Annotated in this window: 22 protein-coding genes; 13 read left to right on the top strand and 9 right to left on the bottom strand. The window is 63.8% G+C overall.

From position 1 onward, the window contains the following. The first annotated feature begins 220 nt into the window (after positions 1 to 220). The 3 genes from HV766_RS18305 to HV766_RS18295 all read left to right on the top strand — a co-directional run bounded on the left by HV766_RS18305 (position 221) and on the right by HV766_RS18295 (position 4306). Complete coding sequence (locus HV766_RS18305; protein ID WP_175181650.1) at positions 221 to 766, top strand: RNA polymerase sigma factor; 546 nt, start codon at positions 221 to 223, stop codon at positions 764 to 766. Next, on the top strand, positions 763 to 1779 hold the full coding sequence (locus tag HV766_RS18300; protein WP_175181649.1) for a FecR family protein: 1017 nt from the start codon (positions 763 to 765) through the stop codon (positions 1777 to 1779). Before HV766_RS18305 ends, HV766_RS18300 begins: the two co-directional genes overlap by 4 nt. 100 nt (positions 1780 to 1879) lie before the next feature. After that, on the top strand, positions 1880 to 4306 hold the full coding sequence (locus HV766_RS18295) for a TonB-dependent siderophore receptor (RefSeq protein WP_054455637.1): 2427 nt from the start codon (positions 1880 to 1882) through the stop codon (positions 4304 to 4306). Positions 4307 to 4362: 56 nt separating this feature from the next. Here the strand turns inward: HV766_RS18295 and HV766_RS18290 are convergent, their stop codons facing one another. Further along, positions 4363 to 5013 carry a toll/interleukin-1 receptor domain-containing protein gene (locus HV766_RS18290; RefSeq protein ID WP_175181648.1) on the bottom strand — a complete coding sequence of 217 codons (651 nt, stop codon included), beginning with the start codon at positions 5011 to 5013 and terminating at the stop codon, positions 4363 to 4365. A gap of 490 nt (positions 5014 to 5503) precedes the next feature. On the opposite strand from HV766_RS18290, the gene HV766_RS18285 reads away from it, so the two are divergent. Next, the gene (locus HV766_RS18285) at positions 5504 to 6409 is read left to right on the top strand and encodes a hypothetical protein (RefSeq protein WP_175181647.1); all 906 of its coding nucleotides are present in this window, start codon (positions 5504 to 5506) and stop codon (positions 6407 to 6409) included. Positions 6410 to 6481: 72 nt separating this feature from the next. Here the strand turns inward: HV766_RS18285 and HV766_RS18280 are convergent, their stop codons facing one another. Together HV766_RS18280 and HV766_RS18275 are read right to left on the bottom strand one after the other, a co-directional pair. Continuing rightward, positions 6482 to 7234, bottom strand: coding sequence for an SDR family NAD(P)-dependent oxidoreductase (locus HV766_RS18280; protein WP_175181646.1), 753 nt, complete (start codon positions 7232 to 7234; stop codon positions 6482 to 6484). Between the two features lie 90 nt (positions 7235 to 7324). Next, positions 7325 to 8203: a LysR substrate-binding domain-containing protein gene (locus HV766_RS18275; RefSeq protein WP_175181645.1), complete on the bottom strand. Its 879-nt coding sequence runs from the start codon at positions 8201 to 8203 to the stop codon at positions 7325 to 7327. 148 nt (positions 8204 to 8351) lie between these two features. Here HV766_RS18275 and HV766_RS18270 point away from each other — a divergent pair, with 148 nt between their 5' ends. Beyond that, entirely contained in the window at positions 8352 to 9476 is a 1125-nt protein-coding gene (locus tag HV766_RS18270; protein WP_175181644.1) for an agmatine deiminase family protein, read from the top strand. A 31-nt stretch (positions 9477 to 9507) separates the two neighbouring features. Here HV766_RS18270 and HV766_RS18265 read toward each other — a convergent pair whose 3' ends face one another. Continuing rightward, the gene (locus HV766_RS18265) at positions 9508 to 10248 is read right to left on the bottom strand and encodes an IclR family transcriptional regulator (protein ID WP_175181643.1); all 741 of its coding nucleotides are present in this window, start codon (positions 10246 to 10248) and stop codon (positions 9508 to 9510) included. 145 nt (positions 10249 to 10393) lie between these two features. Here HV766_RS18265 and HV766_RS18260 point away from each other — a divergent pair, with 145 nt between their 5' ends. The 7 genes from HV766_RS18260 (at position 10394) to HV766_RS18230 (ending at position 16412) form a co-directional block, all read left to right on the top strand. Next, positions 10394 to 11164: an SDR family NAD(P)-dependent oxidoreductase gene (locus HV766_RS18260; RefSeq protein WP_175181642.1), complete on the top strand. Its 771-nt coding sequence runs from the start codon at positions 10394 to 10396 to the stop codon at positions 11162 to 11164. Further along, on the top strand, positions 11161 to 12465 hold the full coding sequence (gene fahA, locus HV766_RS18255; RefSeq protein WP_054455649.1) for a fumarylacetoacetase: 1305 nt from the start codon (positions 11161 to 11163) through the stop codon (positions 12463 to 12465). The genes HV766_RS18260 and fahA overlap by 4 nt, the downstream gene beginning before the upstream one ends. Further along, complete coding sequence (locus HV766_RS18250; RefSeq protein WP_054455651.1) at positions 12462 to 12800, top strand: NIPSNAP family protein; 339 nt, start codon at positions 12462 to 12464, stop codon at positions 12798 to 12800. Before fahA ends, HV766_RS18250 begins: the two co-directional genes overlap by 4 nt. Then, entirely contained in the window at positions 12797 to 14104 is a 1308-nt protein-coding gene (gene hmgA, locus HV766_RS18245; RefSeq protein WP_054455653.1) for a homogentisate 1,2-dioxygenase, read from the top strand. Before HV766_RS18250 ends, hmgA begins: the two co-directional genes overlap by 4 nt. Positions 14105 to 14125: 21 nt before the next feature. Continuing rightward, positions 14126 to 15106 carry a Bug family tripartite tricarboxylate transporter substrate binding protein gene (locus HV766_RS18240; RefSeq protein ID WP_175181641.1) on the top strand — a complete coding sequence of 327 codons (981 nt, stop codon included), beginning with the start codon at positions 14126 to 14128 and terminating at the stop codon, positions 15104 to 15106. Positions 15107 to 15290: 184 nt separating this feature from the next. Continuing rightward, complete coding sequence (locus HV766_RS18235; protein WP_054455657.1) at positions 15291 to 15866, top strand: cysteine hydrolase family protein; 576 nt, start codon at positions 15291 to 15293, stop codon at positions 15864 to 15866. A 105-nt stretch (positions 15867 to 15971) separates the two neighbouring features. Further along, complete coding sequence (locus HV766_RS18230; RefSeq protein WP_175181640.1) at positions 15972 to 16412, top strand: hypothetical protein; 441 nt, start codon at positions 15972 to 15974, stop codon at positions 16410 to 16412. A 23-nt stretch (positions 16413 to 16435) separates the two neighbouring features. Here HV766_RS18230 and HV766_RS30385 read toward each other — a convergent pair whose 3' ends face one another. Next, on the bottom strand, positions 16436 to 16750 hold the full coding sequence (locus HV766_RS30385) for a YdcA family protein (RefSeq protein WP_082401093.1): 315 nt from the start codon (positions 16748 to 16750) through the stop codon (positions 16436 to 16438). Between the two features lie 50 nt (positions 16751 to 16800). Then, positions 16801 to 17274: a DUF2846 domain-containing protein gene (locus HV766_RS18225; protein ID WP_175181639.1), complete on the bottom strand. Its 474-nt coding sequence runs from the start codon at positions 17272 to 17274 to the stop codon at positions 16801 to 16803. 198 nt (positions 17275 to 17472) lie between these two features. Between HV766_RS18225 and HV766_RS18220 the strand changes: the two genes are divergently transcribed. Then, positions 17473 to 18183: a hypothetical protein gene (locus HV766_RS18220; protein WP_175181638.1), complete on the top strand. Its 711-nt coding sequence runs from the start codon at positions 17473 to 17475 to the stop codon at positions 18181 to 18183. 29 nt (positions 18184 to 18212) lie between these two features. Here the strand turns inward: HV766_RS18220 and HV766_RS18215 are convergent, their stop codons facing one another. The 3 genes from HV766_RS18215 to HV766_RS18205 all read right to left on the bottom strand — a co-directional run bounded on the left by HV766_RS18215 (position 18213) and on the right by HV766_RS18205 (position 19855). Further along, positions 18213 to 18608, bottom strand: coding sequence for a YkvA family protein (locus HV766_RS18215; RefSeq protein WP_175181637.1), 396 nt, complete (start codon positions 18606 to 18608; stop codon positions 18213 to 18215). 80 nt (positions 18609 to 18688) lie between these two features. Continuing rightward, a complete protein-coding gene (locus HV766_RS18210) occupies positions 18689 to 19186 on the bottom strand; it encodes a hypothetical protein (protein WP_125471036.1) in 498 nt (165 codons plus the stop codon). 6 nt (positions 19187 to 19192) lie between these two features. After that, complete coding sequence (locus HV766_RS18205; RefSeq protein WP_175181636.1) at positions 19193 to 19855, bottom strand: hypothetical protein; 663 nt, start codon at positions 19853 to 19855, stop codon at positions 19193 to 19195. Between the last annotated feature and the right edge of the window lie 116 nt (positions 19856 to 19971).

Raw genomic sequence — 19971 nt, 5'->3', positions numbered from 1 at the left:
ATCGAGTACGTTTCCCATGGCAAGCCGGTCATTCTGCCGGCGGCGCCCTGCACGGTCGTGCTTTCAATCTTTTCAGAATTGCCCCGCCTATTCCTCGCCGCGTCGCTCCCCGGCAGCAGCGTTTGATAATCTTGATACAATAAGAATCATTATCATTTGATCAAGCCATGCCTACGCGCCCAGGTCACAGAACCCGGCGCCGGACATCGACAGGGGCATCATGGGGGAGCGGTTCTTCGGCGTGATCGCCGAGGCGTACAAGGCGTGGAACGCGGAGCTAGTCGGTTTCCTGAACCGGCAGCTCAAGCGTTCGCCCGAGGCTGCCCAGGACCTGGCGCAGGAGACCTTCGCCAAATGGCTGGCGGCGCATGACGGCGCCACGCCGCCGGAGAAGCCGCGCGCCTATCTGTACGAGATCGCCCGCAACCTGCTGCGCGACCATTGGCGCCGCGAGAGCGTGCGCGATGAACATGTGGTGGCCAGCCTGGACAACCAGGGTTTCGAGCCCACGGCAGTCGGCTTGGCTGCCCCCGCCGGCCTGCAACCCGAAGCGCGCGCCGACGCCAGCCAGCGCCTGCGCCTGCTGCAGGCCGCCATCGACGAGATGCCGCCGCGCCAGCGCGAGGCCTTCCTGCTTTATCGGTATGATGAGCTCCGTTGCGAGGACATCGCCGACCACATGGGCATCAGCGTGCGAGCGGTCGAGAAGCACCTGCAACTGGCGCTGGCGCACTGCAAGCGCCGTGTCCACGGCGAAACGCCATGACCCGATCCCTACCTTTGTCCGCTGTCGAAGAGGCCGCGAGCGCATGGTTCATGCGCCGCCGGGAGCGCGCGTCCGACGCCGGCGCCGAACAAGCTTTCCAGTCCTGGCTGCAAGCTTCGGCCGAGCATCGGCGAGAGTACGAGCGGCTCGAGCTGGTGTGGGAGGACATGGCGGCGCTGCCGCGCCCGGACGCCGCGCGGGTGCACTCGCAGCCGGCCAGCCACACGCAGAACCCGTCGCGCAGCCGGCCGCAGTCCCCGCCCCGCGCGTGGTCAGCGCCGACGCGGCGCCCCGCCTTCCTGCGCTGGGGCGGTGCGCTGGCCGCGATGCTGCTTGTCACGGCCGCCGCCTACCAATACGTGCCCATCAGCTACGAGACCATAGCCAACGCGTCCACCCAGACCCGCAGCCTGGACCTCTCCGACGGCACCCGGCTGCACGCCAACGTCGGCACCCGCGTGAGCGTGCGCTACACGATGGCCGAACGCCATATCCGCGTCGAGGGCGGCGAGGTCTACATCGATGCCGCCCCCGACCGCCGGCCGCTGATCGTGGCCGCGGGCGACGCGGAACTGCGCGACATCGGCACCGAGTTCAACGTGCTGCTGCTGCCCGACGTGCTGCAGGTCGGCGTGCGCAGCGGCGAAGTCAGACTGAACGCCCAAGGCGCCAACGCGCCCGCCGCGCAGACGCTTCAGGCCGGCGACACGGTGCTGCTGTCGCGCGCCGACGCGCGGCTGTTGCGCCGCCAGCAGGTGCCCGCCAGCGAGATCGGCGCCTGGCAGGGCGGCGTGGCGGTGATGCACGACGCCACCTTGCAGCAGCTGGCCGGCTATCTGGCCCTGTACCGCGACACGCCGCTGCGCTTCGCCGACGAGCGCGCCCGGGGCTTGCGCCTGTCCGGCACGCTGGATCTGCGCCAGCCGGACGCCGTCCTGGACATGCTGCCCGGCCTGTTGCCGGTGACGGTAAACCGGCGGCCGGACGGCGCCGCGGTGATCGGCAGCCGCTGAAGACAAGAATTAAGAATTATTTTTAATTAGACAGGTTCGGGTTTTGGCGGCTGGCGCGTCTTCCCCAGTTGAAGATCCACTTCCAGACTGGGGAAAGTCCATGGCGCAACGCCATTTTCATCGTCGGCTGAGCGCCGGCCGTTACGCGCTGCTGTGCGCGCTGTCCATGAGCGCCGCGCTGGCGGTCCAGGCGCTGGCGCCATCCGCGGCCCATGCGCAAAGCGCCGTCGCGCAAAGCTTCGACCTGCCCGCCGGCAGCCTGGCCGACGCGCTGGTGGCGTTGGGCCGGCAGGCGCAGCTGCAGGTGCTGTTCAGCCCCGACGTGGTGGCCGGCCTGAACGCCCCCGCCGTATCCGGCTCCATGACCCCGCAGGTCGCGTTGAACCGCCTGCTGGCGCGCAGCGGCCTGGTGGCCGTGCAGAGCGGCTCGGGCTTCGTGGTGCGGCGGCCGGCCGACGCATCCACCGGCGATGCCACCACCCTGGCGCCCGTGACGGTCACCGGCCGCGACCTCACCGTCACCGAAGGCACGGGGTCCTACACCGCCCCCGCCGTCACCATCGGCAAGAACGCGCAAAGCCTGCGCGAGATCCCGCAATCGGTCTCGGTGGTGACGCGCCAGCTGCTGGACGACCAGAACCTGACCACGCTGGACGACGCCATGCGCACCGTCACCGGCATCACGGTGGAAGCGGGCAGCATCGGCGGCAACCATGGCAACTTCTACTCACGCGGCTATGCGCTGGACACGATCCAGGTCGACGGCGTGAACACGCCGGCCAGCACCGGCAACGACCTGTCCTCGGGCTTCGGACTGGCCATCTACGACCACATCGAAGTGCTGCGCGGACCTTCGGGCCTGTACCAGGGCGCGGGTGATCCCGGCGGTACCGTGAACCTGGTGCGCAAGCGCGCGCAGAAGGAATTCGCCTTCAGCGGCCAGGTCATGACGGGCTCCTGGGACCGCTATTACACCGAGGCCGACATCACCGGCCCTTTGGACAGCGATGGGCGCCTGCGCGGCCGCCTGGTGGCGTCCTATGACGACCGCAAATCCTTCGTCGACGGCGTGTACACCGAGAAGCCGCTGTTCTACGGCACCCTGAGCTTCGACCTGACGCCCGACACCGTCCTGACCGCCGGCGCCACCTACCAGCAATACAAGGGCCGCCCCTTCTTCGGCCTGCCCGGCTACACCGACGGCCGCTTGCTGGACGTGCGCCGTTCCACCAACCTGGACCCCAGCTGGAACCACATCACCGAGGAAGTCACCGAGTACTTCGCCGACGTGGACCACCGCCTGGCCAATGGCGGACGCATCAAGGTCAGCGGCATCTACCGCGAACAGGACGAGCCCAGCCGCGAGTTCGGCTGGTCCGACTGCGCAGTGGACCCGATCACCGGCGACACCTGCCTCGTCAGCTGGAAGTACCGCAGCAACTGGAAGACCTACGGCCTGGACGCCTTCGTCGCCACGCCCTTTGAAGCCTTCGGCCGCCAGCACGAGCTCACCGTGGGCGCCGACTACCGCAACGTCCACAAGAACTTCCGCTACGGCGGCGGCGACAACGCCGACACCAACCTCTACCACCCCAACAACAACATCCCCAAGCCGGACTACCAGTTCACCAACGGCAACGACAGCAAGACCGACCAGTACGGCCTGTATGCGCGCACCAATCTGCGCGTGACCGACGCGGCCACCATCATCGCTGGCGGCCGCTTCACCTGGTGGGAAAACCGCACGCAAAACCGCAACGCGTACTTCAACCAGTTCACCAACACCAGCGACAAGATCAACGGCAAGTTCACGCCCTATCTGGGCCTGGTGGTGGACCTGAACGAGCAGTTGTCGGCCTACGCCAGCTACACCAGCATCTTCACGCCGCAGACCGTCACCGACGTCAACGGCCAGCTGCTGGACCCGCGCACCGGCAAGCAGTTCGAGATCGGCCTGAAGGGCGAATTCCTGGACAAGCGCCTGAACGGCCACGCCGCGCTGTTCCGCATGGAAGACGAGAACCGCTCGATGACGGACCCGAACAATCCGCTGTTCTCCATGGCCGCAGGCAAGATGCGCAGCCAGGGCTTCGAGGCCGAAATCAGCGGCAGCCCCGCGCCAGGCTGGGACATCACCGCCGGCTACGCCTACACCACCACCAAGACCCTGAAGGGAACGGAAGAACAGAAGTCGCAGCAGTACGCCTTCATCACGCCGCGCCACACCTTCAACCTGTGGACCAAGTACACCTTCGCCACCGGCACGCTGGAAGGCCTGTCGCTGGGCGCGGGCGTGCGCAGCGTCAGCAGCATGTACCGCCTGAACGGCCCGGTGAAGTTCGAGCAGCGTCCGTACACCACCGTGTCCGCGCAAGCCGGCTACCGCTTCAACAAGCACCTGGAAGGCACGCTGACGGTGAACAACCTGTTCGACAAGGTCTATTACCAGCGCGTGTGGGCAGCGTATGGTTCGAACTACTACGGCGAGCCGCGCAGCGTGATGCTGAATCTGCGGGCGACGTACTGAGAGAAAGCGCCAGGTATGGGCACTGCGATAGCAGTGCCCGTTTTGACTCGAAAAAGTTATCCCGCTAGCTTTTTTCCATAGTGCGCAGCAATAGACTTAGACAATAGTTCCAAGGCTGACGCATAGTTCTCTCTAAAATCTACGTACTTCTTCGTGCGAAGCAGGATTGGAATTTCGCAGTCGTCGATAACGACAGGGATGACTGCCACCCTTCGCTCGCGCACCTCCGTCCAGTACTTGGCCTGCCATTCGTTTTCTACCCACTGAGATGCTATTGCATGTCGTGAAAGAACTACGATCACCAAGTCTGCGTCTTCGACTCCAGCACCCACCCTTTCAACGATCGACTCTCCAGCAAGTATTTCCCATTCGTCAAGCCAGGGTTGATGACCAAGCGCAGAAAGGTCGACCGCAAGGCCACGGACAAAACTCTTGTCAGTCGAAGAGTGTGAGATGAATACTCTGGCGCCTTTCGGCCCCTTTTCAAACTGAGCAGAGAACATACGATCATTGAGCAACGTAGACACGTAGGTAAACTCTTCCAGAACTTCTACTCGAGCATCTCCTTGAACGGCATCACCATAGTATGGTGACAACAGCCTAAGCAACTTGTCGAACCGTGCCATCAGTTGCTGCGTATTTGGAGCGTCAAGATAATGGATGGGGATATAGGAGTGGTACGGTGCAATAAGTGGAGATGCAAACATGACAACCGCGCATCGCCTTCCACGGTGTGATGTGTCGTCATCGTAATAGCCTATTCTTCCTTTGTGTTGGCCTCGTAGCACCACAACCGGTCCATAAGCTGAGTCTTTCGAAGAGTATGGCATCAAAAGGATGTTTCGGATAAGCGTTGAGAACCACAGCTTCATAACACAGAAGCACCGTCTGGTGCCGTAGACATGAGGCAAGGCCAAGGCCAGGAGCACGTACAACACTCCTGTCAGAAGCCGCTTAATCACGCTAGTAGTCTGTGCATTCGTCAGGTCTAGCCGACTCGCCACGACCTCCCGCTCTCACGTAGCATGTCAAGTCAGACCGCATAAGCATCTCAACTTTGCAGTCCGACACAATTGGCAAATTGTTGTCCGGCGCCCGCAACGACAGCCCATTAGCATGACGCCGCACACAATGGCATGCCGCCATCAGGACCAAGAACGACATCCGGCCACAGGCCCACAAGAAGCTGTCCAAAACATGAAAACCACTCTGAGCGCCAGTTCCCACTCCAGCATCCGCGGCCGCCTGCGCCGCACGGCCATGGCCGGCCTGCTGGCATCCGCCCTGGCCGCCATGTCCGGCCCCGCCGCAACCGCCGCCGAATCCACCAGCGCGGCGGCGCTGCCGCCCACCGCCCAGGCCGCCGCCATCGCGCCGCCCGATGCGCCGACGGTGATGTATTCCATCTACCAGATCGACGGCAAGGGCGCCGATTCCTACGAAGTCGCCAACGGCAGCATCGCCACCTTCTGGTTCGGCCACGCCTTCGAACTGGGCGGCACGCGCTACTACACCGGCTTCACCTGGGACACGCGCGAACGCTACGGCAAGCCGGGCGAAGACGAGGTCGGCCCCGGCACCCCGGTCAACTTGGCCGAAGCCACGTACACGCTGACCGGCGCCACGCCCGAACGTCCCTGGAAGTTCCGCGGCATGAAGCACTCGGTCGGCGAGTTCGGCGCCTACGAAAAGCCGGAAGACGTCGACACCCGCCGCAAGCCGGTGGAGTACCGCACGCCCGCCGGCAAGCTGCTGCTGGCCGTGCCCACCGAAGGCTTCGACAACGGCATCAGCTTCAGCGGCTACGCGCTGCTGGTCTTCAATCCGGCGGGTCCGGACGAAGGCGCGGGCTGGACCTATGTGGGCAGCATCAATACCGGCGAAGACAATAGCGCGGCCTGCGCCGAAGGCGACGTCATGCCTTGCGTGGCCAGCTCGGGCGAACTGGTCTTCTCCGCGCATGGCGGCAGCGACATGCCGCGCGTGACCGTCAAACGCAGCGGCACGGAAATCGCCGGCCCGGACAAGACCCGCCAACTGGGCGCGGGCGATGCCGTCGTCTACGCCTACGACACAGCCAGCAAGAAGTACGCGCAGAAGTAAGGCCGGCGTCGACGCCGGCAGGGCGCGCAAGCCGGCTTCCCAAGGGCTGCGATGCCCGTGCGGTTTGCGCTGCTACGTGAGATTCAATCCGCCATCGGAAAGCAGGATCTCGCCGGTCAGATAATCCGACGCGGCAAGCATGGAGACCGCCTGCGCGATATCCTCCGGACTGGCCGCCCGGCGCATCGGCGCCTTGTCGCGCCACAAGGCTTGCGCCTGCGTCCAATCGGCCGTCATCGGCGTGTCCACCAGGCCCGGCGCAACCGCATTCACGCGGATATGCGGCGCCAGCGAAAGCGCGAGCAAGCGCGTCACATGGTTGAGCGCCGCCTTGGTCGCCGCATAGGGAATGGAAGCGCCTTTGGGCCGGATACCCGCGTGCGAACTCACGTTGATCACGCAAGCCGGCCGGCCATGCGCCGCCGCCGCTTGCAACGCGGCCTGCGCTTCGGCCACCAGGCGAAACGGCGCCACCACGTTGACCTCATGCAATGCATGCCAGATGTCCGGCGTGGCCGCGGCCAGGTCCGCATGGGGAATGACTTGGCTGATTCCAGCGTTGTTGACCAGCAAGTCCAACCGCCCCCATGCCCCGACGGCTTCCCGGACCAGCCGGACCCGGTCGGCATCGTTCGCCAGATCCGCCTGCACGTAGACAGCATCGCCCAGCTCGCGCGCCAAGGCATGGCCGGCTTCAGCCGAACGGCGTGAATGCACGACCACCGCATAACCGTCCCGCGACAGGCGGCGGGCAATGGCCTCGCCTATGCCGGAGGTAGAGCCCGTGACCAGCGCGACGGGACGCGTAGATTGCAAATGGGACATCGAGGAATCTCTTGCTCTGGAATGCGCCGCATGTGGCGATGGGTCTACAACTTAACACCGTGATGAAAATCGCAACCTGAGAGACAAGGCCTAGGCTGCCGCGCCGCCGTCCTCGCGCGACGCGTCCAGTTCTTCGGACACCCACTCGCAGAACGCGCGCGTCAGCGGATCGTCCTCGCTGTCCCGATGCACCAGCAACGCCCATTTCGGACCGCGCACGGTCTGCTCCGTCAACGCCGCCAGCGAGCCATCGCGGCGCGAGCGGTCGGCCAGCAAGCTGCTGACCAGCGCCATGCCCAGGCCCTCGCGCGCCGCATCCAGCAACAGGCCAGGGTCGGAAAAATTCATGCCCTGGCCGCGCTGGCCCACGTCGGTGCCGCCTTGCGTTTCCCAATGGCTCCAATCCATCTCGCGTTCGCCATGCAGCGTGGCGCGCGTCTCGGCCGCCAACAGGCGAGGGTGGCAGGCTGGATACATGCGGTCCTCGACCAGCACGCGGAACGCGCAATCGGCCTGTGGGCCCAGGTCGTCGCGCAGCGCGATGTCTATGGTCTGCTTGCCCATGTCCGGCGCGGCATCGCTGGTGTACAGCCACAGGTCCGCCTCGGGATGCAGGGTGCGGAAGGCTTCCAGCCTGGGCAGCAGCCAGTGCCGCGAAAACGCCGGACTGGTGTTCACGATCAGCTGGTTCGGCTTGCGATACTGGTCCAGCCTGCGGATGCCGGCTGCCAACTGCTGCAGCATGGCCTGCGTCGTGCCCAGCAGATCCCAGCCCGCATCCGTCAGCGACACCGCGCGGCCCTGGCGGAAAAACAGCGGCTGGCCCAGATAGTCCTCCAGGCTGCGCACCTGCTGGCTGATCGCCGACTGCGTTAGATGCAGCTCGTCAGCCGCTTTATGGAAGCTGCCCAGCCGGGCGGCCGCCTCGAAGCCGCGCAGCACGTTCAGGGGAGGCCATTGCTTGAGCATATCAATAAGCCCTGCTAATCAGAATTCCACTAAATATATCGCTAGTCCGCGCGGTCAGGCGGGAAATACACTGCAATTCAAGAGGTGCGCACCTTTGACTCAAACATAACCATTTTTTATCGATCTTCCAGAATTACAGGAGCCCGACGTGCCCACCCGCCGCCAACTCATCCAACACACCGCCACGCTCATGGGCGTCCAGGCCGCCGCCTCGCTGGGCCTGGGTCTGCTCGCCCCCGGCGCACGGGCGGCGCCAGCGCCCCGGTGGCACATGCCCGACGAAGGCGCGCCCCAGGCCCGCGCCTTCATCGCCTTCGGCGCCCAGGACGCCATCTGGGAAGACTTCACCGCCGACGTCCAGGCCGCGCTCGGCCGCATCGCCCGCGCCATCGCCGCCCACCAGCCCGTCACCGTGTTCTGCCGCGCCCGCGAACGCAGCCTGGCCGAACGCCATTGCGGCGCCGACAACGTCAGCTTCGTCGAAACCCGCCTGGATGACATCTGGATGCGCGACATCGGCGCCAACTTCGTGCTCGACGGGCGGGGCGCGGCCACCCGCGTGGACTTCAACTTCAACGGCTGGGGCAACAAGCAGCGCCACACCGCCGACGCCAAGATCGCCGCTGAAACCACCGAGGTCACGGACACCGAATACCTGCAAAGCGAACTGGTCGGCGAAGGCGGCGGCATCGAAGTCGACGGCCGCGGCACCGGCATCATGACCGAAAGCAGCTGGATCAATTCCAACCGCAACCCCGGCTGGAGCAAGGCGGAAGTCGAGGAAGAACTAAAGCGCTGCCTGGGCCTGCGCAAGATCATCTGGCTGCCCGGCATCAAGGGTAAGGACATCACCGATGCCCACGTCGACTTCTACGCCCGCTTCGCTCGCCCTGGCGTCGTCGTCGCCAACCTCGACATGGACCCCGAGTCCTACGACTACGCGCTGACCCGCAAGCATCTGGAGATCCTCCGGCGCGCAACGGATGCCGACGGCAAGCCGCTGGAAATCCACACCATGAGCCCGCCGCTCAAGCCCCGGCGCAGCAAGTTCCTGCGCGACAACTCCGACTTCGCGGCGGGCTACATCAACTACTTCGTTATCAACGGCGCCGTCATTGCACCGGAATTCGGCGATGCGGAAGCAGACGCGAAGGCGCGCGACCTGCTGGCGCGTTTGTATCCGGGCCGCAAGGTGGTGCAGCTGGATATCGACGCCATTGCGTCAGGCGGCGGCGGGATTCACTGCGTGACGAATCAGTTGCCGGTGGTCTAGGCCAGACGGAAAGCCGCGCCTCACGCGGCCGTCAAACAGGCGCCAGACGCCCCATCAACCGGGCCTGCTGCTGCAAATTCGCGGCCAGCAACGCAATCCTGTCGGCGCGCATCCGCTCGTCTATTGCCGCAATGCTGATGGCCGCGATCGGCCGGTCCAACGAATCGAAAATCGGCACGCCCACGGCAGTGACGCCCAGCGTTACCCGATTGCGTATGAATGAATAGCCGTTGCGGCGCGTTTGCGCCACGGCCGCACGCAACGTGCGCTCGTCCAGGCCCGCCTCCGTCTGTACGCGCGGCAAGATGTGCGACATCACTTCCTCGTACTCCGCCGCCGGCAGGTGCGACAAGATGGCCAGCCCGCCGGCGCCCAGACCTAACGGTCTGCGGCTGCCGATGGACAGCGTGTTCACGCGGATCGGCGAGGGCCCTTCCTCGCGCGCCTGACATACGGATTCGATGCCGCTGCGCACACTGAGATAGACCGTGTCGCCCAGCTCCTCGGCCAATTGCCGCATGCCCGGCTGGCAATGCTCGCGCAAGTCGTAAGAGGGCGCCGCGGCCAGACCCAGCTCGAACGCCAGCGGGCCCAACGCATAACCCTTGCCTGTTTCACGCTGCACAACTAACCGCTCCTGCATCAACTGCCTCAGCAGACGGTGCACCGTGGAGTGCGCCATATCGGTGGACTTGGATAACTGGGTGAGTGCCAGGCCGCGCCGGCCCGCCGTCGCAAGCAGCTTGAGCAATTGCACGGAACGTTCAAGCACGCCTGGCTCGGCAGGTCTAGCAGGCATAAGTCGTGTCCACTCAACGGAAATTCGATCAGGGAATTTTCCTCCAAATCATATAGTCGCCACAAGAAAAGAGGCATGCCTTTCTGTACAACGGACAGAAGGAGCAACGGAGACTTTCATGGATCAGTGCTTCACCCAGCAAGGCCAGCCGGCCTCGCTGACCGGAAAAACTGCATTGGTGACCGGCGGCAGCAGCGGCATAGGAGCAGCGACGGTACGTGTGCTGGCCAATGCAGGCGCGCGCGTGGCGATCGGCTACCTGAACGGCGAGGACCGCGCCCGGGAGCTTTGCGCATCGCTGCCTGGAGCCGGCCATCTCGTGTTGCGGGTGCCGCTGGACGACGCCAATGCCCAGACGCGCGCGGCCGAGGAACTGGGTACGGCGTTCGGAAGCTTGAACATACTGGTGCATTCGGCTGGCTACACACGCCGCATTCCGCACCGCGACATGCACACCCTCACGCCGGAACTCTACAACGAGATCCTCACCGCGAATGCGGGCGGACCGTATGCGATCACGCGCAGCTTTCTACCCTGGCTGCAGCGCGCCGACGAGGCAGTCGTCGTGGCCGTTTCTTCCGTATCCGCATATACCGGCTCCGGCAGCAACATCGCCTACTGCGCCGCCAAAGCCGCCCTGGACACGACGATCCGTTCGTTGGCCCGCGCGCTCGGCCCCATCCGGTTCCTTAGCGTTTCGCCTGCCGCAGTGGATACAGGATTCGTCGAAGGCCGCAACCGTGCGGACCTGGAGAAACATGCCGCAGGCACGGCCCTGGGACGCGTCGTTTCGCCGCAGGACGTAGCCCAGGCAATTCTGGCGGCCGCAACACTGCTGAATACCAGCACCGGTGTGCGGATCGTCATCGATGGCGGCCATACGCTATGACGCAACGCGACCATACCCACGACCCGGCCCTGCACAGCTGGGTGGAAAGCGCGAATGCCGCCGGAACGGATTTTCCGATCCAAAATTTGCCTTTCGCCGCGTTCAGCTGCCACGGCGCCACCCCGCGCATCGGCGTGGGCATAGGCGATGCCATCATTGATGTCGCTGCCGCGGCGCCATTGCTGCAGGGTCTGGCGGCTCAAGCTGCGCAAGCCTGCGCCGAACCCGTGCTCAACCCCTTGATGGCGCTGGGCGGCGAGGCGCGCCGGGCGCTGAGGGCGGCGCTATCCCACTTGCTCGACGCGCGCAGGACAAGGCAGACGCTGCCGCTTTTTCCCCAACGCGATGTCCGCCTGCATACGCCGGTGCAGATCAGGGGATTCACGGACTTTTTCGCTTCGATCGATCACGCCAGCAACGCAGGCCGGCTGTTCCGGCCGGAGCAGCCCTTGCTGCCAAACTACCGCTACGTCCCGGTCGCCTACAACGGCCGCGCCAACAGCATCTTGTGCGGTGCCGACATCGAACGTCCGCGCGGACAGCTCCGCCCGCCGGGACAGGAAGCGCCCGCCTATGAAGCCTGCCAACGGCTGGACTACGAAGTGGAGCTGGGCGCATACATCGGCCAGCCATCGGCGCGCTGGCAACCGGTGCCGGTGGAGCAGGCCTGGGAATATATCTTCGGCTTCTCGCTGCTGAACGACTGGTCCGCGCGCGACATGCAATCCTGGGAATATCAGCCGCTCGGCCCCTTCCTGGCCAAGAGCTTCGCCACCAGTGTCGCGCCCTGGATCGTTACACCGGAAGCGTTGGCGCCTTTCCGCATTCCCGCCCGCGTTCGCAGCGCGGATGAGCCAGCGCCGCTGCCCCATCTGCACGGCGCGGCAGACCAGGCGCTAGGCGCGCTGGACATCACCATGGAACTGCAGCTGCGAAGCGAGGCAATGGCACGGCAAGGCATCGCGCCGGTCACGCTTTCGCGCGGCAATACCGCAGACCTTTACTGGACCTATGCACAGATGGTGGCGCACCACACCAGCAATGGCAGCACCCTGGACGCGGGCGACCTGCTGGGTTCCGGCACCGTCTCGGGTTCGCTGGCCAGCAGCTGGGGCAGTCTGCTGGAACTGACCCACGGCGGCAAGGAGCCCATCAGACTGCCCAATGGCGAGACCAGGAGCTTTCTGGCGGACGGGGACGAGGTCATCCTGCGCGGCTACTGCGAACGACCAGGATGTGCCCGCATAGGCTTTGGCGAGTGCACGGCCCGCATTCTGCCGGCACGGGAGGTGCGAACATGATCGTTGAACAACGCACCTACACCACCCACCCTGGCAAATGGCGGGACTACCTGGCCTTGTACGAGGCCGAAGGGCTGGCCGTGCAGCGCCGCATACTCGGACGCATGGTCGGCTATTACTACAGCGAAGCAGGCGCCTTGAACCAGATCGTGCACCTGTGGGCCTATCAAGACCTGCAAGAGCGCGAAACAAGACGAGCCCGGCTTGCGGCCGATCCGCAATGGCAGGCCTACGTACAGCGCATGCTTCCGCTGCTGCAGCACCAGGAGTCCAAGCTGCTCAAGCCGGCGCCCTTTTTCACCCATTCCTGGCACGACGATGCGAGTCAATCATGAATGCAACGAAGATTGAAGCCTTGCAGTACCAGAGCGGCTTTGGCAACCGCTTCGAATCGGAAGCCGTCGCGGGCGCGCTGCCGGTTGGCCGAAACTCACCGCAGCGGGTCGCGCATGGACTGTATGCGGAGCTGTTGTCCGGCTCGGCCTTCACCATGCCGCGCGACCTCAATCTGCGTACCTGGATGTACCGCATACGCCCGGCGGCCATGCATGGCCGATTCGCGGAAACGCCCGTGCCGCGCTGGCAGACGGGTCCTTTCACCGACGCGCCCACGCCCGCCAACCGGCTGCGCTGGAATCCCTGGGCAGAACCGGATGCGCCCACGGACTTCATCGATGGCGTGGTAACGGCGGCCGGCAACGGCGACGCGCATGCACAGGTGGGCGTCGCCGCGCATGTGTACGTGGCCAATCAATCCATGCGCAGGCGCTACCTCATGAACTCCGACGGCGAAATGCTGTTGGTGCCCCAGTCCGGACGGCTGCGCTTGCATACCGAACTGGGCAGGCTCGATATCGCCCCCGGCGAGATCGCCCTGGTTCCGCGCGGCATGCGCTTTCGCGTAGAGCTACTGGACGTGTTGGCACGCGGCTATCTGTGCGAAAACTACGGCAGTCCCTTCCGCCTGCCCGAACTGGGGCCGATAGGCTCCAACGGCCTGGCGAACGCGCGTGATTTCCTGGCGCCGGTCGCGGCCTATGAGGAAGACGACGGCCCGGTCCAATTGGTCAACAAGTTCCTCGGCCGCTTCTGGCAATGCCAGCAAGACCATACGCCGCTGGACGTGGTCGCGTGGCACGGCAACCTCGTGCCCTACAAGTACGATCTGGCGCACTTCATGGCCATCGGCTCGATCAGCTTCGATCATCCCGATCCGTCCATCTACACCGTCCTCACCTCCAACACCGACACTCCCGGCGTGGCCAACTGCGACTTCGTCATCTTCCCGCCGCGCTGGCTGGTGGCCGAGGATACGTTCCGTCCGCCATGGTTTCACCGCAACGTCATGAGCGAACTGATGGGGCTGGTGCGAGGCGTCTACGACGCCAAGGCCGAAGGCTTCGTGCCGGGCGGCATCAGCCTGCACAACTGCATGCTGCCGCACGGCCCCGACGCGGCCACATTCGAAAAGGCCAGCCAGGCCGATCTCGCGCCGCATGCGCTGAAAGACACCCTGGCCTTCATGTTCGAGAGCCGTCACGCATTTCGCCCCACCGCGCAGGCGCTGGCGGCGCCCAACCTGCAGCCGGACTACGACGATGTTTGGAAAGGCTTCAGCCGCCATTTCGAGCGGCGCTAAACCACAGATGGAGACAACGCCATGACCAACACAAAACGCCGCCAGTTGATACAGATCGGCCTCTGCGCGCCCGCGCTGGCCTGGCTGCCCCAGGGATTTGCCGAAGACGCTTATCCGGCCCGGCCGGTCCGGCTGATCCACGGCTTTGGCGCGGGCGGTAACGCCGACGTCGTTGCCCGTCTGGTCGGCAAGCAATTGACACAGTCCCTGGGCCAGCCAGTCGTCGTGGAAATCAAGAGCGGCGCTGGCGGGCGCATCGCCAGCGATGCGGTCGCCAAGGCCAAGCCGGATGGCTACACCCTGATCATGCTGACCGGCGCGCATACGGTCTCCGCGGCGGTCTCCAGGGAGCTGTCCTACGATCCGGTCAAGGACTTCAGCTTCCTGTCCACCGTGTCCAAGTTTCCGTTCGTGATCGCGGTAAGGGCGGATCATCCCGCCAGGACGCTGGCCGATCTGCTCGCCATGGCCGCCAAGGCTCCCGCCAAGATCACGTTCACGTCCGTAGGCGTGGGATCCACCCAGCACATGACCGGCGAACTGCTGGCCACCGAGGGCAAGGTGGAGTTGCTGCACATACCGTATCGAGGCGGCGGCGCCCCCGTCGAGGCTGTGCTGTCCGGCGATGTCGACATCCTGGTGGATACCTTGACCGTGGCAACGCCGCAGCTGAAGGCGGGCAAGCTCAGAGCCCTGGCCGTCACCAGCGCCATACCCTGGCCGCAGGCTCCGGATATCGCTCCAGTCGCGCAAACCCTGCCGGGCTTCGAAGTGCTGTCATGGTTGGGCATTGCAGGCCCCCCGGGCCTGCCCGAAAACATCGCGGCAACCTTGAATTCCGCCATCGGCAAAGCCCTGGAAGAGGGCGAAGTGAAGCAAACGCTCGCAACCCTGGGAAGCCAGCCCGCGCCCAGCAGCCCGGCCGCCATGCGCGACATGGTCGCCAGCGAGATCGTGCGGTGGAAGCAAGTCGTCAAGGCGGCGGGGATTCCGCCTTTGTAGCGCGGTCCGCACCGGCCAGAATCCGTTCACGACGCGATGGAGGCAGGAGAACATGGGGGTCATGACTGCCGTGATACAGTCAGCCGTCATTCCTGTCGCACCTATCACGTCGCCACGCATCGGTCCCCGGCCGGCAGGCCGAGCCTCGCAAGGCGAACGTGGCAAACCCCTTGCGGAGCGGAGCATGAACACCCAGACCCCAGCCATCGTCCCGGCGCGTACCGCCTTGCTGGTCATGCACTACCAGACCGACATCATGGAACTGTTCCCATCGGTCGCCCCCGCCTTGCTCGGCAACACGCGGCAACTGTGCGACGCCGCGCGGCGCGCCGGCGTCAGCGTCTATTTCGCCAAGATCCATTTCAGCCCTGGCTATCCTGAAGTCAGCCCCTTGAACAAGAACGGGCAGGGCATCAAACAGCTGGGCCGCTTCGTCCACGACCGCATCTCGCCGGAACTCGACCGCCGCGAAGACGAGCCCATCATCATCGCCCACCGCGCCAGCGTGTTCTTCGGCACCGACCTGCAAGTGCGGCTTTCCGCGCAGAGCATAGACACGCTGATCATGGCCGGCGTCGCGTCCACCGGCGTGATGCTGTCATCGATTGCGCATGCCAGCGACGCGGACTACCGCCTGCTGACGGTCAAGGACTGCTGCTACGACCCGGACCCGATCGTGCATGAGCATTTGTTTGCGACGGCGTTTGAATCGCGCACCACCGTGCTGTCGCTGGACGATGCCTTGTCCTTGCTGGGCTAGCGGACTGCTGGAAGAATACCTGCCTCCATGACCCCGACGGGTTCACCCTCGCTGCCCATCATGTCTTTCCAAACGATTCCTGCAGAACCTTACGCACCGCGCCGCATGGCGTTCATCGAACAATGGCGCGAAGACGGCCTGGCCATCAAGGCCTACGCGATACAACGCAATCCCGATCCAGCCGTTGCGCTGCTGTCCGCTGAAGTGGCCGCAGCCGCTCGCAAGACCGCAATGGCGGCGTTGCAAGACGCCGCCAGCGATCCGCGCGCCACGGGCTTGGGCTTCTGCATCGTGCACGTGGGCGAAGAAGCGGTCTGGCTGCTGGCTGACTGGTGGATATCCGGCGGCATCCTGTGCCAACAGATGTACTCCGCGCCGCTGGATCGGCCCGAACAGTTTCAACCCGTGCAGGGACCGTTCATTGCCTGCGTGTGGGAGCTGGAAGTGACCGCGCATGAGCGCGGCGCGTGGATGAGGCATGCGCTGCGAGAGACGCCGGATATCAACGCGTATTTGGCGGACGTGCTGCCTGCGGGCAGCTATTGAGACTGCCTCAAGCAGCGCGGCGCTTACTTCCTGAGATAGGACTTCTTTCCGCTATCGGTGTAGCAAAACGTTCCGCCCCGTGGCCCGGTGCAGTATTGGCCATCACGGCAGCTGCATGCGCCATTCGAGCCGGAAGCCGAGGGCTTGGAAACAAGTGGCTGTGCGCTGGAATCCGGACTTGAGCACACGCGCTTGGATGCGCTGATCGAACCGTCGCGGCACAAAAACTGTTCTCCGACGCAACGCTCCACGCCACCCTTCTTTCCTGAGCAGGGATAGTTCGCCGCATGGGCCGTCGCGGCAAACAGCAAGGCCGCCAACAACAGACCAAGACGCATCGTCATTTCCATTGCAAGTAGGCAAGAACAGCGGCGGGAGCGGACTGCGATCAGCCCGTGCAACGGCCTTCGGTCGCCAGGTTCACTTCGGACTTGGAGATCACCCGCTGACCTTCCTCTTCCGTAACTTGCTCCACGCCGGCGCCACCCACAAATACGCCCACCTTGATGAATTGGCGCACGAAGTAATTCTTGCCCGCCTCCATCATCACCATCAGGTCGTTCGGCGAAAACTCCGATTCGGTGGAGACCTTGTGCTGCTCGTTGCCGGCCACCTGCGTGTAGAAGAACACGCGGTCGGCGGTTTCACCCAGGCACTTGCCGTTGACGTACACGTCCTTCTTCAACGCCTTGCCCACAAAGCTATCCCGGTAGACATACAGGCCGGACTTTCCTTCGTCCGGCGCCGGGAACGATTTGGCCTGCTTATTTTGTTCCGCTGGCGCCATCGGCACATTGGCGCATCCCGCGACCGTCATCACGCAAGCGGCAGCGGCCGCCAACTTCAACATCTTTTTATTCATGTGATTCATCTTCTTCAGCTTAGTTATCTGCCGCTTCCTGCCCTCCGCAGGGGAACGGGTAAATGTATCCAAGAGATTCTAATAATGTCACATGAATACCAAATAAGCTATCTCGCAGTAGGAAATGCTGCTGTTCCGGGATTAGAAATGGCAGACTATGACTCCCCGGCGACATCGCAGCCTGACATCTCCTCGTCCATGAACAAAACCGAAGGCGCTACCTTCCTGATGGCGTATGACAAGGGCGGCTCGCACTTCAGCGATCTGCACTTCCACGACTGCACCTTCGACAACGGCGCCCTTTCCATGGTCAAGACCCCACAGCGCATGTCGCGCGTGCAGAACGTGCGCGTTTCCAAATGCCGCGCGGTCAACTCGATGATCCAGCCCTGCATGTTTGAAGACGTGCTGATCGAGGACTTGTCCACCAACCCCATCCTGCTGGTGTGGGCCTCGTTCTTTCGCCGGGTCAAACTGGCGGGCAAGATCGGCAAGCTCAATCTAAACCTGACGCCCACCGCGTTCTGCAAGGACGAGCGCATCCTCGATCAGTTCGCAACCGCGCGCGCCGCCTTCTACGCCGAGACGGATTGGGCCTTGGATATCAGCGAAGCCAAGCTGTTGGGCCTGCGCTGCGAAGGTGTGCCGCTGCACCTGATCCGGCGCGATCCGCAGACGCAGGTCATCGTGGACAAGCAGGGGAATTATCCGGGGCACGAGGCGCTGGGAGCGGATTTCGTCCAGGCGTTCCCGGGCATCGCCAGCGTGCTGCATGGCTTTGATAGCTCGCCCGCCCGGTCCATGCTGCTGACAGCCTCGCTGGCCGCGCCCAAGGCGCGGCGAGACGAGGAAAAGGGCGCGATCGCGGAACTCAGGACCTTGGGGTTCGTGGAAGAAGGTTCGGCGTAGTTCTGCGCGCAAGCCCGCCGGTGTGGGCGCTAGCGAAAATACGGCGCAAGCCAGAACCACGCCGCAACACTTATCCCCAGCCATAGCGCCACGATCATCACCGCGCCCGCCACACTACGCGGCTTCTTGCCCTGCGATTGCATCCAGGCGTCCGCCTGAACCCTGCATTCCTGCAGCACGTCGGCCGGCAACAGCTTGATAGCCAGCCAGATCAGGCCGGGCAACAGCAGCACATCGTCGACGTAACCCAACACGGGGATGAAGTCGGGGATCAGGTCGATGGGGCTGAGCGCATAGGCCACAACGAATACACCGAGCGCCTTGGCGTACCAGGGCGTGCGGGCGTGCTTGCCGGCAAACCATAGCGTCAGGCCGTCGCGCTTGATGCGCTTGGCCCAGGCTTTCAGGCGGTCGCTGAGATTCATGCGGAAAGCGGGTGCTCGCACCCAATAGCCGTGAATGGACGTAGTCTGACACACCTTTTCCGCTCATACGGTGCGCTGCTTCAGGGCTTGCGGTCGATGACAATCCGATTGCCATCCCGGCTGCACGTCAAGGTATCCCGATACGCCGTGCACAGCTTGTCCACCAGCGCGGACCAGCAGGCGCCGCTGACCGGTTGAGAGATCACCACGGTCTCGGCTCCTCCCTTCAACAGGATATCGGCGCTGGAGTTCCGGCGTAACCCTTCGGCGATGGAACCGAGTGTGCGAGGCGCCCCTGAGAATTCTTCCGCGTTGGCCGGGAACCTGTTGTTCAACTGCCAGTAAAGCCCTCCAACCAAGGCGATGGAGAGAAGTATCAAGAACACGCCGGCAGGCCCTTTCAAACCATATTTGTCGATGGTCGTTTCCACCTCATGCTTGGTGTTTGGCGTAGGGGAGGGTCTGGGTCGAAGCAACAAGTAGATCCCCAGCACGAACAAGATCAGGGCCACCACGACGGCAACAAGCAGCACGGCCCAATCCAATCCGGGAAGTTCTCGCATGCAGGTGAGATCCATGGCCGATCACCTCTTCGCATCAGAGAAGAAAAGCACCAGCAATTGCGACGCTTGCTTGTAGTCCATCAGTACGTAGCCCCGCCCGATCTCGAACTGGAAGTCATCCGTCCACTTCACCGACAAGGGCTGCATTTTTCCTTGGAATACTTCCGCTATGACGTTGCTGTATTTCCTGGAAAAAATGACGATCTCGTTGTCAATCTGTTTGACGGGCAACTCCGCGATGACGACGGCCTGTCGAAACAAGCTGCCTCGCGCCAGGACCGGCAGGGCGCTCTCGATAAAACCGCTCTCGCTCAAGGCCGACGTGTCTCCCGACTGCGCAAACGCCAGATAGCGGGGGAAGATCTGCGCCGCGGATTGCAGCTGCGCTTGGTACGCGTCCTGTCCAAGGATGGAAGTAAGAACCGCCGGATTGGCCCCGATACCCGAGAAGCCGTATTCGCACTTGCGTCCGCCGGCATAGCGCTGGACGGTGCAGGTCCCGTTGACGCTATAGGCCTCGTATTGCCCGGATGAGAAGCGGCATTCGCAGTATTTCGCTGGTGCCAGCGGCGTTGGAACCGGGGCGTTCTGCCCAGTGCCTTGTGCTTGAGCAGTGGCGCCCAGCGCCATGAACAACGCCCCGGTGGCGGCCAACGCGTGCTGGATGAATCGAGAGTGTGGCATGGGTACACCTCGCTTTATTCAACCACCTGAACGGGATAGTGAAGCTTGCCGCACATTTAATAACGATCCCGCGCGGTCTGAACGAGGATTAATCCATCAGGAGAGATCCAAAATGG

The organism is Achromobacter aegrifaciens, assembly GCF_902859735.1.
In the GTDB taxonomy this organism is placed as follows: domain Bacteria; phylum Pseudomonadota; class Gammaproteobacteria; order Burkholderiales; family Burkholderiaceae_B; genus Achromobacter; species Achromobacter aegrifaciens.
Note: the sequence above shows the minus strand (reverse complement) of the source record. Positions and strands in the feature narration are given on the sequence as shown.